Genomic DNA, 17,877 nt, shown 5'->3' on the forward strand with positions numbered 1-17,877 from the left:
GGAGGCGAACATGAAAACGACAACCAAAACACTGCTCCTCGCGCTCGCGCTCATGCTCCTCGCCCTGCCCATGCTGGCGGAGAAGTCCTCGCCGCCGCTGCCCGGCCCGGCCAAACCCTTCAAGGTCCCGCCGCGCCAGCAGTTCACCCTGCCCAACGGCTTGGTCGGCAACCTGGTCGAGTACGGCTCGATCCCGAAAGTCCAGATCACGGTCGCCGTCCGCGCGGGCGGCCTCAACGAAGCCCCCAACCAGGTCTGGCTGTCGGACATCACCGGCCAGCTCATGCGCGAGGGCACGAAGTCCAAGACCGCCGAGCAGGTGGACGCCGCCTTCGCCCGCATGGGCGGCGAGCTCTCCATCAACGTCACCAACGACCAGACGCTGATCACCGCCGACGTCCTCGCCAGCCATGCCGCCGAAGCCGCGGCCCTGCTCGCCGAGGTCGCGACCGAGCCGCGCCTGCCGGAGAGTGAGCTGGCGCGCCTCAAGAATGATCAGCTCCGCCGCCTCGCGATCGGCAAGACGCAGCCCGGGAACCTCGCCACCGAGCGCTTCCGCAAAGTGCTCTACGGCGACCATCCCTATGGCCGCGTCTTCTCGACCGAGGAGATGATCAAGGGCTACACCCTCGCCGACGTGCAGAAGTTCTACGACCAGAACTTCGGCGCGCAGCGCACCCGCGTCTACGTGGCCGGCAAGTTCGATCCCGCCGCCGTCAAGGCCGCCCTCACCAAGGGCTTCTCCGGCTGGAAGCAGGGGCCGGAGCCGCTGATCAACATCCCGAAGACCAATGCCGTACGCGGATTCGAGCTCGTCGACCGCCCCAAGTCGGTACAGTCCACGCTCTTCATCGGACTCCCGACCATCGACCCGTCGAGCCCGGACTATGTCCCGCTTCTCGTCACGCACACCATGCTCGGCGGCTCCTTCATCTCGCGCATCACGCAGAACATCCGCGAGAACAAGGGGTACACCTACTCGCCGAGCGCGCAACTCTCGTCGCGGTATCGCGACGCCTACTGGCTGGAGCGCGCCGACGTCACCACCGCGGTCACCGGACCCTCGATGAAGGAGATCTTCGCCGAGATCGACGGCATCCGGAACGCGTCGCCCGACGCCGCCGAGGTCGGGCGCATCCAGCGCTATATGTCGGGCGTCTTCGTGCTGCAGAACTCCAGCCGCGGCGGCCTCATCAACCAGATGAACTTCGTCGACCTGCACGGCGTCGGCGACGACTACCTGCGCTCCTTCGTGCAGAAGGTCAACGCCGTCACCGGCGCCGACGTGCAGCGCATGGCGCAGAAGTACCTCGATCCGGGCAAGATGACCATCGTCGTCGTCGGCGATAAGGAGAAGATCTCCGACCAGGTCGCTCCCTACCAGACCACCGCGATGAAAAAGTAGCAGTAAGAAAACTCAGGCCGCCGGTTCGCCGGCGGCCTTTTCTCTTGCCAGCCCATGCGCCCTAATTCCGCACCAGGATCTTGTAGCGATACGTGATCTTCCGCTCCTCGCCCGCCTTCAGCGGGATCTCCCACGTCACGCGCGAGTTCGGGTTCGCCGACGCCACCGCCTCGGCCACCTTCTCCGTCTTGCCTTCGTCGCTCGCGCTCAGCATTTCGCCGGTCACCGACTTCTTGATGATGAGCTTCGCTTCCTTGCTCTTGAAGTTCTTCACCGTCAGCGTGCCGTCCACCGTCACCGCGTCGTAGCTCGACCCCGCCCACTTCGCCGCGTTGATCTGCCGCGCCTGCTCGAGCTCCTGCGCTTTTGCCTGGATGTCGGTCGCCGCCGTGATCTTCAGCTCGCCGCGCCCGGCCTTCGGCGTGTACGCCAGCATGTCCTGCGCCAGCGGCCGCTCGCCCGAGATCACCATCGCCGGCGCCGTCGTCCACGGGAAGTCGGAGGAGTTCGTCATGCGCAGCGTGTGCCAGACCTGCGGCTCCGTCGCTGGCTTCGGCTGCTCGTACTGGGAGGTGCGCGCGGTGTCACCGATGTCCCACGTGTAGACGTGCGCGATCGGCACCGTCGCGGAGAAGACGTTGTACTGCGCGCGCTGTCCCTTCGCCAGCGTCACGCTCGGCTGGCGATACAAGAACAGGTCCTCTTCCGGCGCGCCGGAGAGATCGCTGACCGTCGCGACGTAATCTGCGGACTCACCGTATGGCGGAGGAGGCGGCGCCATCGCCGCCTGCCGCATGGCGTTGCTGAGTGCGCCGCCGTAACCGTAAGAGCCGCGGTCGCGGCTCAACGCCCCGATGTACTGCGCCAGCGTCTGCTGGAGCGTCATCGGAGACGGCACCTCCGCGAACGCGAAATTCGGATACCCGACCACGAAGAACAGCTCCGTGTTCTTCAACTCCTCGACGTCGTTGATCACTACCGCCTGCATCGTGAGCTGCGCTGTCTTGTCGTCCTTCAAGCTCACGACGTACGCCGGACTCCACCCCAGCCCCTTCTCCAGGTATCCCATGGTCAGCTTCGCGCTTTCGCCCGCGCCCTTCAGCCGCAGCCGCAACGACGCCGTGCCCTGGTCCGCGACCGTCGTCTTCGCGCCGCCGACGCTCACCGCCTGGATATTGCCGGCCTGCAGCGCGACCACGCCGCTCTCGGTCTGCAGCAGCACCGCCGTCGGGACCATGCGAGGCGTGCGCGGATAGACGTTGTTGTCGTCGCCTTCCTCGCCTTCCGGCTTTTCCGCCGTACCGAGGATCGTGCCCGTCCACTCTTTGCCGCCGCTGGAGATCGTCGCCTTCTTGCCGGCGTTCAGGTGGATGAACTCCTCCACCGACACCGGCGCGCGCTCCTTGCCCTTGCCGCGCTGCGCGAGCACCTCTTCGATCGCCATGCCCGCCTGCGCCGGTGCGACCCAGAGCGTTCCCAGCGTCGCCGCCGGCACCGGCTCGATCACCGCCGTCCCTTGTGCGGTCTTCACCGTGCCTTGCTTCACCACGAACCCCAGCCCGTTCTTGAACACCGCGACCGAGGTCGCGCGCATCTCGTCCTGCGCGCCGGCGAGTGCGACCAAAGCAAGGATGAGGCAGACTGCCATCGAACGAAGACGCATGGTTCCCTCCGCGAGAAAAGAGGGCTGCGATTGTATGCGGCGCGGCCGGAAGAGAGAAGCGCCACAGTTATCCACATAACCGCCTGGTTTTGCTCACGGTTCACATGCGGGCGACCGGAACGCTCGACCATAGAATGCAGGATTCCCCGATCCGCGTTAATCTGCGTTCATCCGCGGTAAGGGTTTCCGCATGGCGAATCCCGGCGATTTCGCGTACACCGTCAAGCAGCAGGCCGACATCGTCCGCATCGTCGGCGACTACGTCAAGCTGAAGAAGACGGGCGCGCAGAACTTCGGCGGCCTCTGCCCCTTCCACCAGGAGAAGACCCCGTCCTTCTCCGTGCACGCCACCAAGCAGTTCTACCACTGCTTCGGCTGCGGCGTTTCCGGCGACGTCTTCAGCTTCGTCCAGAAGATCGAGAACGTCAGCTTCCCGGAAGCCGTGCGCGCGGTCGCCCAGAAACTCGGCATCGCGCTCCCCAAGCAGCAGTTCTCCGGCCCGGGCGAAGCGAAGGAAGCGGCGCTCCGCGGCGCCCTCATCGAGATGCACGAGAAGGCCTGCGTCTTCTTCGAAGAGACCCTGCGCCAGCCCGAGGGCGCCAAGGCGCGCGAGTACCTCTCCGCGCGCGGCCTGAAAGACGCCGACATCCTGGCCTTCCGCCTCGGCTTCGCCCCCGACTCCGGCTTCCTCCTGCGCGACCGCCTGCGCGGACAATACAACGAAGAACAGCTGAAGGCCTCTGGGCTGTTCTCCTGGAAAGACGTGGCGGCCGACGACCGACGGCCGAACGCCGCCGGCCAGCCAACGACCGACCAGAGACCAACCACCCTCTACTCTAAATTCCGCTCGCGCATCACCTTCCCCATCTCCAACGAGATGGGCAGGATCATCGCCTTCACCGGCCGCGCGCTCGCGTCCGACGAAAAAGCCGGACCGAAATATCTCAACTCACCCGAGACGCCCATCTACTCCAAGTCGCGCGTGCTCTACAACCTCGACCGCGCCAAGGAAGCCATCAAGAAGCTCGACTACGCCATCATCGTCGAGGGCCAGATGGACTGCATCGCGGTCTTCACCGCCGGGCTGCACAACGTCATCGCCAGCTCCGGCACCGCGTTCACCGAGACGCAGGTCCGCCTGCTCGGTCGCTACACGCGCAACATCGTGGTGAACTTCGATCCCGACGCGGCCGGCGCGCGCGCCGCCGAGCGCTCGCTCGCGCTGCTCGTCGCCGAAGACTTCCAGATCAAGGTGCTCACGCTCGAAGGCGGCCTCGACCCCGACAACTTCATCCGCAAGCGCGGCGTCGACGCCTACAAGCAGGCCCTCATGGCCGCGCCCCGCTACTTCGATTACCTCATCGAGCGCGCCCGCGCCCAGTTCCCCGTGAAGACGGCGCAGGGCAAGCAGCAGGCGGTGAACTTCCTGCTGCAGCACCTGCAGCACGTGCCCAGCCGCATCGTGCGCGACGAGCTCGCCGCCGACATCGCGCAAAAACTCGGCATCGACTCCAGCGTGCTGCGCCAGGAGATCCGCCACGTCGCCGCCACCCGCGGCACCACCGTGAAAGCCATCGCGCAGGCGCAGGTCACGCCCGCCGAGCGCATCCTCATCCGCGTCCTTGCGGTCACCGCCGACCAGCTCGAGCCCCTGCCCGGCCTCCGCCACCAGGCGCAGTACACCGTGTCGCAGGAGCAACTGCATCTCGGCTTGCCGACCGAGGCGCTGCTCGGCGCGCTCGTCGCCGCCGACCCCGAGACCCTTGACCCGCTTGCCCTCGAACTGAGCGAGAGCGATCGCCACCTGCTCGCCGAGGTGTTGATGCGCGACGACGAGCCGCTCTCCGACGAGCTCATCCACGGCGCGCTCGAAGCGCTGCGTCGCCGCCACCTCGAGCGACGCCAGCAGCAGGTGCGCGCCCGCATCGCCGACGCCGAGCGCAAGAACGATGCCGCCGCGCTCGCCCAGCTTCTGCAGGAAAAGCAGCGCATCGACAAAGACCTCTCCGCGCTATGATCGTTCGACCGCGGTGCCGTCGTTGGCGACCGGCATTCCTGCTGGGGTGGGCATTCCTCGTCGCCTGTTCCTCCGCCCCGCAGACCACCAGGCTGTGGGAGGAATTCTCCAGCTACGCGCGCGCCGCCGACGTCAAGGCGCGGCTTCGCATCGTGGCGGACAGGGACGGCTGGACGGAAAAACGCGGGCGCTCGGAGGCGGCCGATGCGCGGCTGCAGTATGAGTTTCTCACCCTGGTCGGTCCGCGCGAGAGCTACGGTGTCCCCGGCGAACTCACGCTCACGTTCTTCAACGACCGGCTGATGTCGACCTCGTTCAAAGCTTCCTGCGAGCAGTACATCGAAGCGCTGCGCTCGCACGGGATGACGATGCCCGACAAGCCCTCGGCGGAGATCACCGTCGACCGCCGCACCGTGTTTCGCTATGACCAGCAGCAGACGAACTGCCGCTTTCTCTGGGTCGACCCCAAGCTCGAGCGCGAGTGGATGGACTGGGTCCGCGACCATGCGTGAGCGCCCGGCGCATCCCCGCGATTCCGGCTATTTAGCTGAAACGAAAAGGCCTCGCGGACCATCTAAGTAGTAAGCGCTCGGCGCAAGGCGGCGAGTTCCTGCGAGAACCCGATTCGGAACTCTGGGGAAGTACTGCGTTTGTGCTAACATACGGGGGTTTGGGCCAGTGCCATCCGCCTGCTCATCCCCGTTAATCCGCACACACGCACGCCCGTCCGCCCGCGACGCGCGGAAGAGGAATTGACTGTTTGGCTCTCGACGACAAGTTCGACGACATTAAGAAGCTGATCGACGCCGGCAAGGAGAAGGGCTACCTCACCTACGACCAGGTGAACGACCTGATCCCCGGCGACGTCCATTCGCCCGAAGACCTCGAAGACCTGCTCACCACCATCGGCACGCAGGGCATCGACGTCCTCGAAGGGCCGAAGACGCCCGCCTCCGCCATCGAGAAGGAAGAGGCCGAGGCCGGCGAAGACGTCGAGCTCGACCTCACTCCCGGCGCGCTCGAGAAGACCAACGACCCCGTCCGCATGTACCTGCGCGAGATGGGCACCGTCCCGCTCCTCACCCGCGAGGGCGAGGTCGAGATCGCCAAGCGCATCGAGCGCGGCCAGATCCGCGTCCTCAAGGCCGTCTCCCGCTCCCCCATCATCATCCGCGAGATCCTCGGACTCGGTGAGGACCTCGAGAAGGGCGTGCGCTCCGTCAAGGAGATCACCACCTTCGACGAAGAAGAGATCACCGAAGAGGTCGTCGAGAAGCGCCGCAAGCAGATCGTCAACCGCATCGAGGAGATGGGCCGGCACTACAAGAAGGTCCAGCAGCTCGAAGAGAAGCTCGCCAACATCCCGCAGAAGAAGAAGCCGCGCGAGCACACCCGCTGCCGCTGGAAGCTCGGCCGCGAGATCGTCACCATGTCGCTCATCATCCGCCGCCTCGGCTTCAACAACGCCGAACGCAAGCGGCTGATCGAGAAGATCTTCAAGACCGTGGACGCCATGCGCGCCCACGACCGCGCCATCAATAACCTGGAGAAGAAGTACGACGCCACCCGCTCCGACGACCTCAAGCGCGAGTACCGCAAGGCCCAGCGCCAGCACCGCACCGACCTCGAGCAGATCGAGGCCGACGCCGGCCTCACCTTCCAGGACCTCAAGCGCACGCAGCGCGAGATCATCCAGGGCGACATGGACGCCGAGCAGGCCAAGCGCGAGCTCATCGAGGCCAACCTCCGCCTCGTCGTCTCCATCGCCAAGAAGTACACCAACCGCGGCCTCCAGTTCCTCGACCTCATCCAGGAAGGCAACATCGGCCTCATGAAGGCGGTCGACAAGTTCGAGTACCGCCGCGGCTACAAGTTCTCCACCTACGCCACCTGGTGGATCCGCCAGGCCATCACCCGCGCCATCGCCGACCAGGCTCGCACCATCCGCATCCCGGTGCACATGATCGAGACCATCAACAAGCTCATCCGCACCTCGCGCCAGCTGGTGCAGGAGCTCGGCCGCGAGCCCACTTCGGAAGAGATCGCCAAGCGCATGGACATCCCGGTCGCCAAGGTGCGCAAGGTCCTCAAGATCGCGCAGGAGCCCATCTCGCTCGAGACCCCCATCGGCGAAGAGGAAGATTCGCACCTGGGCGACTTCATCGAGGACCGCACCGTCGTCTCGCCCGCCGAGGCCGTCATCAACGTCAACCTCAAGGAGCAGACCGCGCAGGTGCTGCGCACGCTCACCGCGCGCGAGGAGAAGGTCGTCAAGATGCGCTTCGGCCTGGAAGACGGCTCCGAGCACACGCTCGAAGAGGTCGGCCAGTCCTTCGCCGTCACCCGCGAGCGCATCCGCCAGATCGAAGCCAAGGCCCTGCGCAAGCTGCGCCACCCTTCGCGCTCGCGCAAGCTCAAGGCCTTCCTCGACGGCGTGGCCGAATAACGCTCTTTCTCTGCAGCTGGGCGCCGGCGACTCGCCGGCGCTCTTTATTTCTACTCTCAACCCATTGATTCCATTCGAGCGCACCGCCGCCGGCTTCGCCTTCCGTTTGACAGTTGCGGGTTATCGGCATAGCGTCTTCTTGAGCGAGCATTCTTCTCCTCTTTCAGACTGACTGAGCTAAGTCAGCCCCTCTGAAGTTCTCCTTCCTTAGCCGGTAAGACCCGCGGCCGAAGCGCCCCTTGCCTCCGCGTCCGGGGAAACAGAAAAGAGGCCTCTCGTGCTAGCCCTGATCCTCATCATGATCACCGCGCTCATCTGCGCATTCTGCGTCTGGAAGGCGTTGCAGGAACCCAAAGTCCTGTCCATCGTGGTGGCGACCCCGCCCACTAAGGACCGCCGATGAGACCCGCGGCGAAGCGCGAGAACATCTTTCACCGCATCATGATCGCGCCCCTGTTGCGCCTCATGGACTGGGCCTCGGGCCGCGGACTGCCGGCCAAGCGCCCCGCACGCGGCAGGAACTAGGACCGCCATGGGCCTGCAACGGATCCTGCTGGTAGAAAAAGACGAGGGCGAACGCGCTCGCCGTGCTGTCATGCTCGTGGCCCAGGGCTACCGCGTGGCCACCGTCTCCGGTCCCGAAGACGCCGGCGCCGCCGTCGGCGCCGCCATGCCCGACCTCATCCTCGTCGGCCTGCAACGCCGCCCCGAGGCGGTCTCCGCCATCGTCAAGGACCTGCGTTCCCGCTTCCGCCAGGCGCGCATCGCCGTGCTCATGCACGAGTCGCATCGGCTCTGCGCCGTCGCCCTCGACGATGTCGTGGTCATCCCCGCCGAGCGCCCGCGCGATTTCGTGCGCCGCGTTGCCCGTGCGCTCGCGCCCAGCACCGCCGCCAAAGCCGTCGGCGCTTAGTCCGCACGCGCCCCTCACCCGGTTTCGCCCGGTTTTTCCTCTCGCTTCCACAATTTTCCTTATTCCGCACAGCTTCTCCACAGCCCCCACCTTAGTTCGCCCTTGAGTCTCGCCAGCCGAAGGCGCAATCTCTCGCGCACTGACAGAGTGCGATGTCTTGAGCTCTGGCGGTCGGGCGGCAGCGGCGCACGGACCACCTAGCGTGGGTCGCGCGCGCGCCGGCCGGCAGCGAGAGAACAAGAAGCGCTGCGGGAGCTTACGGAGGTCCGCCGGCGCACTGAACAGGACATCCATTCGAACGAGACGGCCGGTGCGGCTGGCGCCGGCCGTCCATCGTTTTCCACAGTTTCTCCCCCGATTTCCTCACTTCCGTTAACTTCGGGTTTTGCCCGTGTTTTCTCCACCGTTTCGCTTCGTTTTCCAGACAAATACCTCTTGAGAACGACGCGTTTTGCTCCTACCATCACCGCTGCAGGATCCCTGAAGTTCGCGACCAAGCATGGCCACCACCGATCACTCCCTGGACCGCGGCGGGCTCCCCGCCTCCATCGACGCCGAGCGCTCCATCCTCGGCTCCATCCTGCTCGATAACTTCCTCTACAACCAGGCCGCCGAGACCCTCAAGGCCGACGACTTCGCGCTCGACTCCCACCGCCGCATCTACGCGCGCATGGTCGAGCTCACCGAGCACAACAAGCCCATCGACATCGTCACCCTCGCCGAGGAGCTCGCGCGCCGCAAGGAAGTCGAGGCCGTCGGCGGCGTCGCCTACATCTCCTCGCTCACCGACGGCCTGCCGCGTCGCCCCAACATCGAGCACTACGTCAAGATCGTGCGCGACAAGGCCATGCTGCGCGCGCTCATCCACACCGCCTCCACCGCCATCGCCCGCGCCACCGAACAGGCCGAGTCCGCCGACGAGATCCTCGACACCACCGAGGCCGCCATCTTCCAGCTCGCCGACGACCGCGTCCAGCGCGGCTTCGTCGGCATCCCTGAGATCGTCAAGGAATCCTTCGGCTCCATCGACCAGCTCTACGAGCGTGGCCAGCGCATCACCGGCCTCGCCACCCACTACGAGCGCCTCGATGAGCTCACCAGCGGCCTCCAGCCCTCCGACCTCGTCATCATTGCGGCCCGCCCCTCCATGGGCAAGACCGCCTTCGCCATCAACATCGCCGAGAACGCCGCCGTGCGCGACGGCAAGGTGGTCGGCATCTTCTCGCTGGAGATGTCGCGCGAATCCCTGCTGCTCCGCCTGCTCTGCTCGCAGGCCATGGTCGACTCCCACAAGCTGCGCACCGGCTTCCTCGGCCGCGACGACCACCAGAAGCTGGTCGACGGCCTCGGCCGCCTCGCCGACGCCCCCATCTTCATCGACGACACCCCCGGCATCTCCCTGCACGAGATGCGCGCCAAGGCCCGCCGCCTCAAGGCCGGCCAGAACCGCCTCGACATGATCGTCGTCGACTACCTGCAGCTCATGGCCGCCGCCCCCATCGGCGGCAAGCGCTTCGAGAACCGCACGCAGGAAGTCTCCGCCATCTCCCGCGGCCTGAAAGCCCTCGCCAAGGAGCTGCGCTGCCCCGTCGTCGCGCTCTCCCAGCTCAGCCGCGCTCCTGAGAGCCGTGGCGGCGACCACCGCCCGCAGCTCTCCGACCTCCGCGAGTCCGGCTCCATCGAGCAGGACGCCGACGTCGTTATGTTCATCTTCCGCGAAGAGGTCTACAACCGCGACAATCCCGAGCTCGAGGGCATGGCCGAGATCATCGTCGCCAAGCAGCGCAACGGCCCCACCGACACCGTGAAGCTCGCCTTCATCAAGCGCTCCACCCGCTTCGAGAACCTGGCAGTGGAGTGAGGCTCGGCCGACGACCAACGACCGACGACGGTTTCTCCGCTATAATCCGCACACCCGACGCTGACCCTCTGCGACTCGCTCCCGGCGTCGTTTGTCTCCGCCAGTCACCGATGTCGACCGCTACCGCCCTGGGAATGAAGACTCGTCCGACGTGGGTCGAGGTGTCGCTCACCGCCTTGCAGCACAACTTCCGCACCCTCCAGGATTACGTCGCGCCCGGCGCCACCGTCTGCGCCGTCGTCAAGGCCGACGCCTACGGCCACGGCGCCGTCGAATGCGCCCGCGCCCTCGAGCAGGAAGGCGCCATGTGGTTCGGCGTCACCTCCACCGACGAAGGCGTCCAGCTTCGCCAGGGAGGCGTCACCGGACGCATCCTCCTGATGACCGGCTTCTGGCGCGGCGAGGAAGACACCGTCGTGCAGCACGACCTCACGCCCGCCGTCTGGGAGTGGTGGCACATCGAGCTGCTCGAAGACGCCGCCGAGCGCCTCAAGCACGACACCGTCCCCGTTCACATCAAGGTCGACACCGGCATGGCCCGCCTCGGTCTCGCCATGGCCGACCTCGGCCTCTTCGCGCAGATGTTGAAGGACGCGCAGCACGTCGTCGCCGAGGGCCTCTTCACGCACCTCGCCTCGTCGGAGGTCATCGACGCGCCCGACGTCGACGCGCAGCTCTCGCGCTTCGAAGACGTCGCCCAGACCGTCATCGAGAGCGGCCTCTCGCCCGTCTACTACCACATCGCCAACAGCGCGGCCATCGCCACGCGCCCCAACAGCTGGAAGAACATGGTCCGCCCCGGCATCTCGCTCTACGGCTACTACCTGCCGTTCCTTTCTGCCGTCACCGGCATGCCCGACGCTTCGCTCGAGCTGCCGGTCAAGCCCGTGCTGACCTGGAAGACGCGCATCATGTCCATCCGCGAGGTCCCCGCGCGCACCCGCATCGGCTACAACGGCGCCTACATGACGCAGTCGCCCGCGCGCATCGCCGCCCTCCCCGTCGGGTATGCCGATGGCTTCAGCCGCCACCTCTCCAACCGCGGCCGCGTCATCGTCCGCGACGACTACGCCGCCATCGTCGGCAACGTCTCCATGGACATCACCCTCATCGACATCACCGGCATCCCCGGCGTCGACGTCGGCGACGAGGTCATCCTCCTCGGCCACAGCGCCCGCCGCAAGATCACCGCCTGGGAGCACGCCTCCCACGCCGGCACCATCCCTTACGAGATCCTCTGCAACATCAACAAGCGCGTCCCGCGGCGGTACGTCGAGTAATGCCGGCGCCCGCCCCCGCCCGCGCCACCTCCCGGTGGCAGGACTTCCGCGAGGAGCGCCTCTGGTTCCTCGACCAGCCCTGGAAGCCCGTCCCGCTCTGGGCGATGGTCCCGTGGCTGCTCTTCTATCTCTGGTTCCTGGTCTACGCGTGGCGCGCCCACGGCGACCCGCTCTTCCTCGACGCCGTCAACATGGTCACGCACGAGGCCGGCCACCCGCTCTTCGGCTACCTCGGCCAGACACTCCACCTCTGGGGAGGCACCATCCTGCAACTGCTCATCCCCGCCGCGCTCGCCGCCAGCTTCGTTCGCATGCGCGAGCTCATGGGCACGGCCTTCTGCTCCTTCATGTTCTTCGAGAACTTCCTCGGCATCGCCACCTACATGGCCGATGCGCGCTCGCAATCCCTCCCGCTCATCTCCGCCGAAGGCGGCGGCGAAGGCGGCATCATCCACGACTGGCACGCCATCTTCTACCAGCTCGGACTGCTGCCCTACGACACCCGCATCGCCGCCCTCACGCGCTTCCTCGGCTTCGCCGGCATGCTCGCCGTCACCGCCTGGTTCGCCTGGCGCGCCCGGCAAACACAAATGACGAATGAAAAATGACAAATGAGGACGCCGCCCGCTCCGGCAGCCTGCCTTTCAATCGTCATTTGTCATTTGTCAATCGTCATTTGCCTCCATTCGCTGAAGATGCCTGCACCTGCAGCCCTACGGCCACTATATTGATATCCATCCCACGGACATGCGCCAGCGCTACCAGAAGTGGATCGAGGACTGGGAGACGCGCCTCACCGAGCGCGACACCAATCGTGTCGTCCGCCCCTTCGACTGGGGTCTCGAGTGGATCCATGACTTTCCCGGCGTCAATGGCAGCGCCCCGCGTCGCGGCGCCGACAACGCCGCCATCGAGCAGTTCATCCACGAGCTGAACGACAAGATCGTCGCGCACTCGGACGAGTTCTTCAGTTACGCCACCCCCACCGACTTCCGTGTCGAGCGCCGTGAGCTCAAGCTCTACGCCACTGGCATCGACAAGGACGAGCGCAACGCCGCCTTCAACGCGGAAGGGAAGACCGGGCAGTTCCTGCGCTTCACCTCGCCGGTGAAGACGCCGCATCCCGCGAACGACCTCGCCAATGCGCGCTGGTTCCCCGCGCGCGGCCGCCGCGCCGTCGTCGTGATGCCGCAGTGGAACTCCGATGCCGAGAGCCACAACACGCTCTGCCGCGGCTTCAACCTGCTCGGCATCGCCGCCCTCCGCCTCAGCATGCCCTACCACGATGTCCGCATGCCCGCCGAGCTCTCGCGCGCCGACTACGCCGTCTCCGCCAACGTCGGCCGCACCATCTCCGCCGCGCGCCAGGCGGTGCTCGACGTCCGCTCCTGCCTCGACTGGCTCGCCGCCCAGGGTTACCGCCACTTCGGCGTCGTCGGAACTTCGCTCGGTTCCTGCTACGCCTTCCTCGCCAGCGCGCACGACCCGCGCCTGCGCGTCAACGTCTTCAATCACGCCTCCATGCACTTCGCCGACGTGGTCTGGACCGGCCAGTCCACCCGCCATATCAAGGCCGGCCTGGAATCCATCACCGACCTCGACCGCCTGCGCCAGGCCTGGCTCGCCATCAGTCCTGCCGTGTACTTCGACAAGTTCCGCCGCTGGCCCAAGAAGTCGCTCATGATCTACGGCAAGTACGACATGACCTTCCTGCCCGAGTTTTCGCACCAGGCCGCCGCCGCCTTCCACGACCACGGCCTCGACTGCAAGATCGTCGAGCTGCCCTGCGGCCACTACACCACCGGCGAGGCGCCCTACAAGTTCATGGACGGCTGGCAGATGATGAGCTTCCTCCGCACCGCATGGTGACGCGACTCCATGGATACCGCGGCCGTCCAAGCCTGCCCCGAGCGCAGTCGAGGGGGCCGGGGCTCTTGACCCTGATCTTCGTGTTGTTCGGGATCCTTGTCGCGGCCGCCCAGGCCCCGCCGCCGCCGCGCAAAAGATCGGCCGCCGAGCGCCAGCTCGAGGCCACCACGCGCTCCTTGCTCGCCGCGCTGCAGTCCGGCTCGCCCGCCGCCGTCACTCCCTACCTCTCGCCGCGCGGCGTCATCGTCGACATGGACGGCGAGCGCGCCTCGCTCGCCGAGATCCGCAAGCAGTTCGCCGCCCGGACCGGCCTCTACTGCCGCTGGTTCGACACTCCCTGCCTGGAAAAAGAGATGCAGGACCAGTCCGGCGGCGTCTTCACCCAGCGCACCTCCGAGCCCCGCTCCTACCGCGAGCTGCTCCGGCTCGCCACCCGGCGCGACCTCACCGTGCTCGTGGATCTCGATACCCCCAGCCAGGGCTCGGCCTCCGTCTGCCTCCACGGACCGAAGCTCTCCGCGGAAGGCGCCGGCTACCTGCTGGAGTTCGGCTTCGAGCGCGTCGCCGGCCAGTGGCGCCTCGCCCTCGAAGAGGGCAACTTCGCCGGCTGCTGAAAACCCGTTGCTGGTTACTAAAGTACATGTCCGGAAGGACAGGGGGTGATGCGTCCAATGGGACATGGCCAGGTACAGGGTCCCGGCGTATGCTGCCCGGCACTTTAGGTTCGCCGGTGGTAGGCGCTAGCGAATCCCAGCAGCAGAGGCGTCTTATGGCAGCAGCAGTCGCAACAGGCCACTCGAGTTGGTCCGAAAAGCGCGCCTTCCCGCGGTTTCCCGCCCCGGTCATGGTGCGCTACGGGACCCCGTCGCCGGAACACGCCGGTTATGCCTACGACATCAGTGAGGGCGGCATCGGCTTTGCCGGCGACGCTCCCGAACCCATCGGCGTCGAGGTGCGTGTCCGCTTCAAGTGGGACTCGCCGCTCGGCGAGTGGATCGACGCCCGCGCCGTCGTCCGCCACGCCAACGGCAACAAGATGGGCGTCCAGTTCCTCGACCTCAAGGAGTCCGTCAAGATCAAGCTGGTCGAGATGATCTACCAGGAGATCACCCGCCGCGGCGGCTAGCCGCCGGATGCGGGTGGCATCCACAGGTTCTTCGCTGGCCGAAGGATCTCCCTTGTACAAAGAGGCGGCGTGCTGCAGAGCACGCCGCCTCGCCATTTGGAGACTGTTTCGTGAGTGTCATGCTGAGCCCGCCGTGGCGGGCGGAGCATCTCACGGCCGAGATCCCTCGCTACGCTCGGGATGACGGCTGCGGGCTCCCGCTTCGCTCACGCCCGCAGAACGCCGTCACTTGTTCTTCCACACCGGCTTGCGCTTCTCCAGCACCGCGCGCAGGCCCTCCTGCACGTCCTCGAGCGCCATCAGTTGGTTCAGGTAGACGTCCTGCGACTTCTTCATCGCTTCCTTCAGCGGCAGGCCCATCGAGCTCGAGATCACCTTCTTGGTCATCTCCAGCACCGGCGCCGAGAACTCCCCGATCTTCGCGATCACGTCGGCCACGGTCTTCGGCAGGTCGGCTTCGCTCACCACCTTGTTCACGAAGCCCAGCTGATGCGCTTCTTCCGCCGTCAGCGCCTCGCCCGTCAGGATGAGCTCATACGTCTTCTTCGGCCCGATGAGCTGCGGCAGCATGATGGCCGCGAACGGCGGGAAGATGCCGAGCTTCACCTCGGGCTGCGCGAACTTCGCCTTGGGCGTCGCGATCACCATGTCGGCGAACGCCACCAGCTCCGAGCCCGCCCCGATCGCCGGCCCGTTCACGATCACGATCAGCGGCTTCGAGATCTCCGTGATCGCCTGGAACACGCGGTTGAACGCGTCCAGCGTCTGGAACACGCGGTCGGCCTTCGAGTCCTCCAGGCCGATGCCCGCCGAGAACGTCTTCTGGTTCGACTCCAGCAGGATGGCCTTGATCTCGCCGCGGCCGTTCAGGCTCTCGATCGCCTCGGCCAGCTCCGTCATCAGCGGCACCGTCAGCACGTTGTACGGCGGATGGTTCAGCGTGATGCGCGCGATGAACGTGGACGTGTCGAACTGGATGAGCTTGAACGCCTTCTTTTCCGGCTTTGGTTCCTGCACCTCGACTGCGGGGACTGCCATGGGCCACCTCGATGTTTCTGCGCACTGCTGGGGGTCGCGGAGCGTGATTATCCGTCGAAACCGCGCCCTCCGCAACTCCGTAGCGCCGGCCTCTCGCCGCCCGTCGCGCGGGCATCTGGCCCGCGCGGTAGAATGTGGCCATGAAGATCGCCATCGGCGCCGACCACGCCGGCTACGAACTCAAGGAGAAGATCAAGCAGCGCCTCGCGCAGCAGGGCGTCCAGGTCGAGGACCAGGGCACCGTCTCCAACGAGTCGGTCGACTATCCCGACTTCGCGCGCAAGGTCGGCGAAAAAGTCGCCGGGAAGCAGGCCGACTTCGGGCTGCTGGTCTGCGGCTCCGGCATCGGCATGGCCATCGCCGCCAACAAGGTGCCGGGCGTGCGCGCCGCCAACGTCTCCAGCGAGCAGGAGGCGCAGCTCTCGCGCGAGCACAACGACGCCAACGTGCTCGCCATCGGCGCCCGCATCCTCGACGAATCGAAGGCCTGGAGCATCGTCGACAAGTGGCTGCACACGCCCTTCGCCGGCGGCCGCCACCAGCGCCGCGTCGACAAGATCAGCGAGATCGAGCGCGAAGAGATGCAGGCGCATGCCGGCCCAAGATCCCGCGCCTGACCGCCTCAGCGCGCCGGCGCAGCTCCGCCACGGCGACCGGTTCTCCTCCGGCGCCGCCACGCTCGACCGCGAGCGCCTTCGCTTCCGCGGCTACTTCCAGTACGAGCTCGCGCTCGCCGACATCCGCTCCGTCCAGGTCCTGCGCGACATCCTGAAGCTCGAAACGCCCGGCGGCTACGTCACCCTCAAGCTCGGCAAAGTGGCTCGCGCCTGGGCCGCCTTCATCCAGGCGAACCGCTAGCGCCACGTCGCCGGCGAGGCTTACACTGACCCTTCATCACCGCCGAGGCGTCGAGGCCGCCGACGATCAAGACTCAAAACCTCGGCGCACTCTGCGCCTCGGCGTTGAAACCTTCTGATCGCACCACCACGGACTCTTATGAAGAACAGAATGTCGCTACCGCTCGCCGACGTCGACCCTGAGATCGCGCAGGCCATTGCCAACGAAGAGCGCCGCCAGCACGAAGGCCTGGAGCTGATCGCCAGCGAGAACTTCGTCTCCGAAGCCGTGCTCGAGGCCGCCGGCTCGGTCTTCACCAACAAGTACGCCGAGGGCTATCCCGGCAAGCGCTACTACGGCGGCTGCGAGTTCACTGACGTGGTGGAGAACCTGGCGCGCGACCGCGCCAAGCAGCTCTTCGGCGCCGAGCACGCCAACGTGCAGCCGCACTCCGGCTCCACCGCCAACATGGGCGCCTATTACGCCGTGCTGCAGAACGGCGACGCCATCCTCGGGCTCAACCTCGCCCACGGCGGGCACCTCACGCACGGCCATCACCTGAACTTCTCCGGCAAGACCTACCAGGTCATCCCGTACGGCGTGACCAAGGAGACCGAGACCATCGACTACGACGCGCTCGAGAAGCTCGCCGAGGAGCACAAGCCGAAGCTCATCGTGGGCGGCGGCTCCGCGTATCCGCGCCTCATCGACTTCGCGCGCATGCGGCAGATCGCCGACAAGGTCGGCGCGCTCTACATGGTCGACATGGCGCACTTCGCAGGCCTGGTCGCCGGCGGCGTGCATCCCTCGCCGGTGCCGCACGCGCACATCGTCACTACCACCACGCACAAGACGCTGCGCGGCCCGCGCGCCGGCATGATCCTCTCCGTCAAGACCATCGACCGCGGCGGCGACAAGCCGTTCGACCTCGCCGCTGCGATCGACAAGACGGTTTTCCCCGGCATCCAGGGCGGGCCGCTGGTGCACATCATCGCGGCCAAGGCGGTGTGCTTCCAGGAAGCCATGCAGCCGAGCTTCCAGGACTACGCGCGCCAGATCGTCGCGAACGCCAAGGTGCTGGCGCAGACGCTCGCCGGCGAAGGCTTCCGCATCATCTCCGGCGGCACCGACACGCACCTCATGCTGGTCGACGTCTTCGCCAAGGGCATGCTCGGCTCCGAAGCCGAGAAGGCGCTGGGCGAGGCCGGCATCACGGTCAACAAGAACGCGATCCCGTTCGACGTGAATCCGCCGATGAAGCCGAGCGGCATCCGCATCGGGACGCCGGCGATCACCACGCGCGGCATGAAGGAAGCGGAGATGAAGCAGGTCGGCCGCTGGATCGCCGAGGCGCTCCACCACCGCACCGACGCGGCCGCGCTCACGCGCATCCGCAAGCAGGTGCTCGAGCTGTGCGAGCAG

At 66.4% G+C, this 17,877-nt stretch carries 18 protein-coding genes; 16 read left to right on the top strand and 2 right to left on the bottom strand.

Annotation, left to right across the window (positions count from 1 at the left end; translation table 11 throughout):
* The first annotated feature begins 10 nt into the window (after window positions 1-10).
* The gene (locus VLA96_11200) at window positions 11-1,405 is read left to right on the top strand and encodes a pitrilysin family protein (GenBank protein ID HSE49765.1); all 1,395 of its coding nucleotides are present in this window, start codon (window positions 11-13) and stop codon (window positions 1,403-1,405) included.
* 61 nt (window positions 1,406-1,466) lie between these two features.
* Here the strand turns inward: VLA96_11200 and VLA96_11205 are convergent, their stop codons facing one another.
* Window positions 1,467-3,068, bottom strand: coding sequence for a hypothetical protein (locus tag VLA96_11205; GenBank protein ID HSE49766.1), 1,602 nt, complete (start codon window positions 3,066-3,068; stop codon window positions 1,467-1,469).
* A gap of 190 nt (window positions 3,069-3,258) precedes the next feature.
* Here VLA96_11205 and dnaG point away from each other — a divergent pair, with 190 nt between their 5' ends.
* From dnaG to VLA96_11265, 12 genes are all read left to right on the top strand, one after another.
* Window positions 3,259-5,085: a DNA primase gene (gene dnaG / locus VLA96_11210; GenBank protein ID HSE49767.1), complete on the top strand. Its 1,827-nt coding sequence runs from the start codon at window positions 3,259-3,261 to the stop codon at window positions 5,083-5,085.
* A complete protein-coding gene (locus tag VLA96_11215; GenBank protein ID HSE49768.1) occupies window positions 5,082-5,597 on the top strand; it encodes a hypothetical protein in 516 nt (171 codons plus the stop codon). The genes dnaG and VLA96_11215 overlap by 4 nt, the downstream gene beginning before the upstream one ends.
* A gap of 248 nt (window positions 5,598-5,845) precedes the next feature.
* A complete protein-coding gene (rpoD, locus tag VLA96_11220) occupies window positions 5,846-7,531 on the top strand; it encodes an RNA polymerase sigma factor RpoD (GenBank protein ID HSE49769.1) in 1,686 nt (561 codons plus the stop codon).
* 277 nt (window positions 7,532-7,808) lie between these two features.
* The gene (locus VLA96_11225) at window positions 7,809-7,934 is read left to right on the top strand and encodes a hypothetical protein (GenBank protein ID HSE49770.1); all 126 of its coding nucleotides are present in this window, start codon (window positions 7,809-7,811) and stop codon (window positions 7,932-7,934) included.
* Complete coding sequence (locus tag VLA96_11230; GenBank protein ID HSE49771.1) at window positions 7,931-8,056, top strand: hypothetical protein; 126 nt, start codon at window positions 7,931-7,933, stop codon at window positions 8,054-8,056. Before VLA96_11225 ends, VLA96_11230 begins: the two co-directional genes overlap by 4 nt.
* Before the next feature lie 70 nt (window positions 8,057-8,126).
* Window positions 8,127-8,444: a hypothetical protein gene (locus VLA96_11235; protein ID HSE49772.1), complete on the top strand. Its 318-nt coding sequence runs from the start codon at window positions 8,127-8,129 to the stop codon at window positions 8,442-8,444.
* A 499-nt stretch (window positions 8,445-8,943) separates the two neighbouring features.
* Complete coding sequence (gene dnaB / locus VLA96_11240) at window positions 8,944-10,305, top strand: replicative DNA helicase (protein HSE49773.1); 1,362 nt, start codon at window positions 8,944-8,946, stop codon at window positions 10,303-10,305.
* Between the two features lie 134 nt (window positions 10,306-10,439).
* Complete coding sequence (gene alr / locus VLA96_11245) at window positions 10,440-11,585, top strand: alanine racemase (GenBank protein ID HSE49774.1); 1,146 nt, start codon at window positions 10,440-10,442, stop codon at window positions 11,583-11,585.
* Entirely contained in the window at window positions 11,585-12,193 is a 609-nt protein-coding gene (locus VLA96_11250; GenBank protein HSE49775.1) for a hypothetical protein, read from the top strand. Before alr ends, VLA96_11250 begins: the two co-directional genes overlap by 1 nt.
* 139 nt (window positions 12,194-12,332) lie before the next feature.
* On the top strand, window positions 12,333-13,454 hold the full coding sequence (locus VLA96_11255) for a hypothetical protein (GenBank protein HSE49776.1): 1,122 nt from the start codon (window positions 12,333-12,335) through the stop codon (window positions 13,452-13,454).
* A gap of 65 nt (window positions 13,455-13,519) precedes the next feature.
* Window positions 13,520-14,068, top strand: a complete 549-nt coding sequence (locus tag VLA96_11260; protein ID HSE49777.1) for a hypothetical protein — start codon at window positions 13,520-13,522, stop codon at window positions 14,066-14,068.
* 155 nt (window positions 14,069-14,223) lie between these two features.
* Complete coding sequence (locus tag VLA96_11265) at window positions 14,224-14,580, top strand: PilZ domain-containing protein (GenBank protein ID HSE49778.1); 357 nt, start codon at window positions 14,224-14,226, stop codon at window positions 14,578-14,580.
* Between the two features lie 225 nt (window positions 14,581-14,805).
* Here the strand turns inward: VLA96_11265 and VLA96_11270 are convergent, their stop codons facing one another.
* On the bottom strand, window positions 14,806-15,618 hold the full coding sequence (locus VLA96_11270; protein HSE49779.1) for an enoyl-CoA hydratase/isomerase family protein: 813 nt from the start codon (window positions 15,616-15,618) through the stop codon (window positions 14,806-14,808).
* A 140-nt stretch (window positions 15,619-15,758) separates the two neighbouring features.
* Here VLA96_11270 and rpiB point away from each other — a divergent pair, with 140 nt between their 5' ends.
* From rpiB to glyA, 3 genes are all read left to right on the top strand, one after another.
* Window positions 15,759-16,235, top strand: a complete 477-nt coding sequence (gene rpiB / locus VLA96_11275) for a ribose 5-phosphate isomerase B (GenBank protein HSE49780.1) — start codon at window positions 15,759-15,761, stop codon at window positions 16,233-16,235.
* Complete coding sequence (locus VLA96_11280) at window positions 16,210-16,476, top strand: hypothetical protein (GenBank protein HSE49781.1); 267 nt, start codon at window positions 16,210-16,212, stop codon at window positions 16,474-16,476. Before rpiB ends, VLA96_11280 begins: the two co-directional genes overlap by 26 nt.
* 138 nt (window positions 16,477-16,614) lie before the next feature.
* Window positions 16,615-17,877, top strand: a 1,263-nt coding sequence (gene glyA / locus VLA96_11285) for a serine hydroxymethyltransferase (GenBank protein HSE49782.1), incomplete at its 3' end; no start/stop codon positions are given.

It is taken from the genome of Terriglobales bacterium (genome assembly GCA_035457425.1).
Classification (GTDB): Bacteria; Acidobacteriota; Terriglobia; order Terriglobales; family Acidobacteriaceae; genus JACPNR01.

What these genes read in the sequence shown, in the direction of transcription:
- VLA96_11200 (HSE49765.1), top strand. Translation starts at nt 11, where the DNA reads ATGAAAACGACAACCAAAACACTGCTCCTCGCGCTCGCGCTCATGCTC.
- VLA96_11205 (HSE49766.1), bottom strand. Translation starts at nt 3,068, where the DNA reads ATGCGTCTTCGTTCGATGGCAGTCTGCCTCATCCTTGCTTTGGTCGCA.
- dnaG (HSE49767.1), top strand. Translation starts at nt 3,259, where the DNA reads ATGGCGAATCCCGGCGATTTCGCGTACACCGTCAAGCAGCAGGCCGAC.
- VLA96_11215 (HSE49768.1), top strand. Translation starts at nt 5,082, where the DNA reads ATGATCGTTCGACCGCGGTGCCGTCGTTGGCGACCGGCATTCCTGCTG.
- VLA96_11230 (HSE49771.1), top strand. Translation starts at nt 7,931, where the DNA reads ATGAGACCCGCGGCGAAGCGCGAGAACATCTTTCACCGCATCATGATC.
- VLA96_11235 (HSE49772.1), top strand. Translation starts at nt 8,127, where the DNA reads ATGCTCGTGGCCCAGGGCTACCGCGTGGCCACCGTCTCCGGTCCCGAA.
- dnaB (HSE49773.1), top strand. Translation starts at nt 8,944, where the DNA reads ATGGCCACCACCGATCACTCCCTGGACCGCGGCGGGCTCCCCGCCTCC.
- alr (HSE49774.1), top strand. Translation starts at nt 10,440, where the DNA reads ATGAAGACTCGTCCGACGTGGGTCGAGGTGTCGCTCACCGCCTTGCAG.
- VLA96_11250 (HSE49775.1), top strand. Translation starts at nt 11,585, where the DNA reads ATGCCGGCGCCCGCCCCCGCCCGCGCCACCTCCCGGTGGCAGGACTTC.
- VLA96_11255 (HSE49776.1), top strand. Translation starts at nt 12,333, where the DNA reads ATGCGCCAGCGCTACCAGAAGTGGATCGAGGACTGGGAGACGCGCCTC.
- VLA96_11265 (HSE49778.1), top strand. Translation starts at nt 14,224, where the DNA reads ATGGCAGCAGCAGTCGCAACAGGCCACTCGAGTTGGTCCGAAAAGCGC.
- VLA96_11270 (HSE49779.1), bottom strand. Translation starts at nt 15,618, where the DNA reads ATGGCAGTCCCCGCAGTCGAGGTGCAGGAACCAAAGCCGGAAAAGAAG.
- rpiB (HSE49780.1), top strand. Translation starts at nt 15,759, where the DNA reads ATGAAGATCGCCATCGGCGCCGACCACGCCGGCTACGAACTCAAGGAG.
- VLA96_11280 (HSE49781.1), top strand. Translation starts at nt 16,210, where the DNA reads ATGCCGGCCCAAGATCCCGCGCCTGACCGCCTCAGCGCGCCGGCGCAG.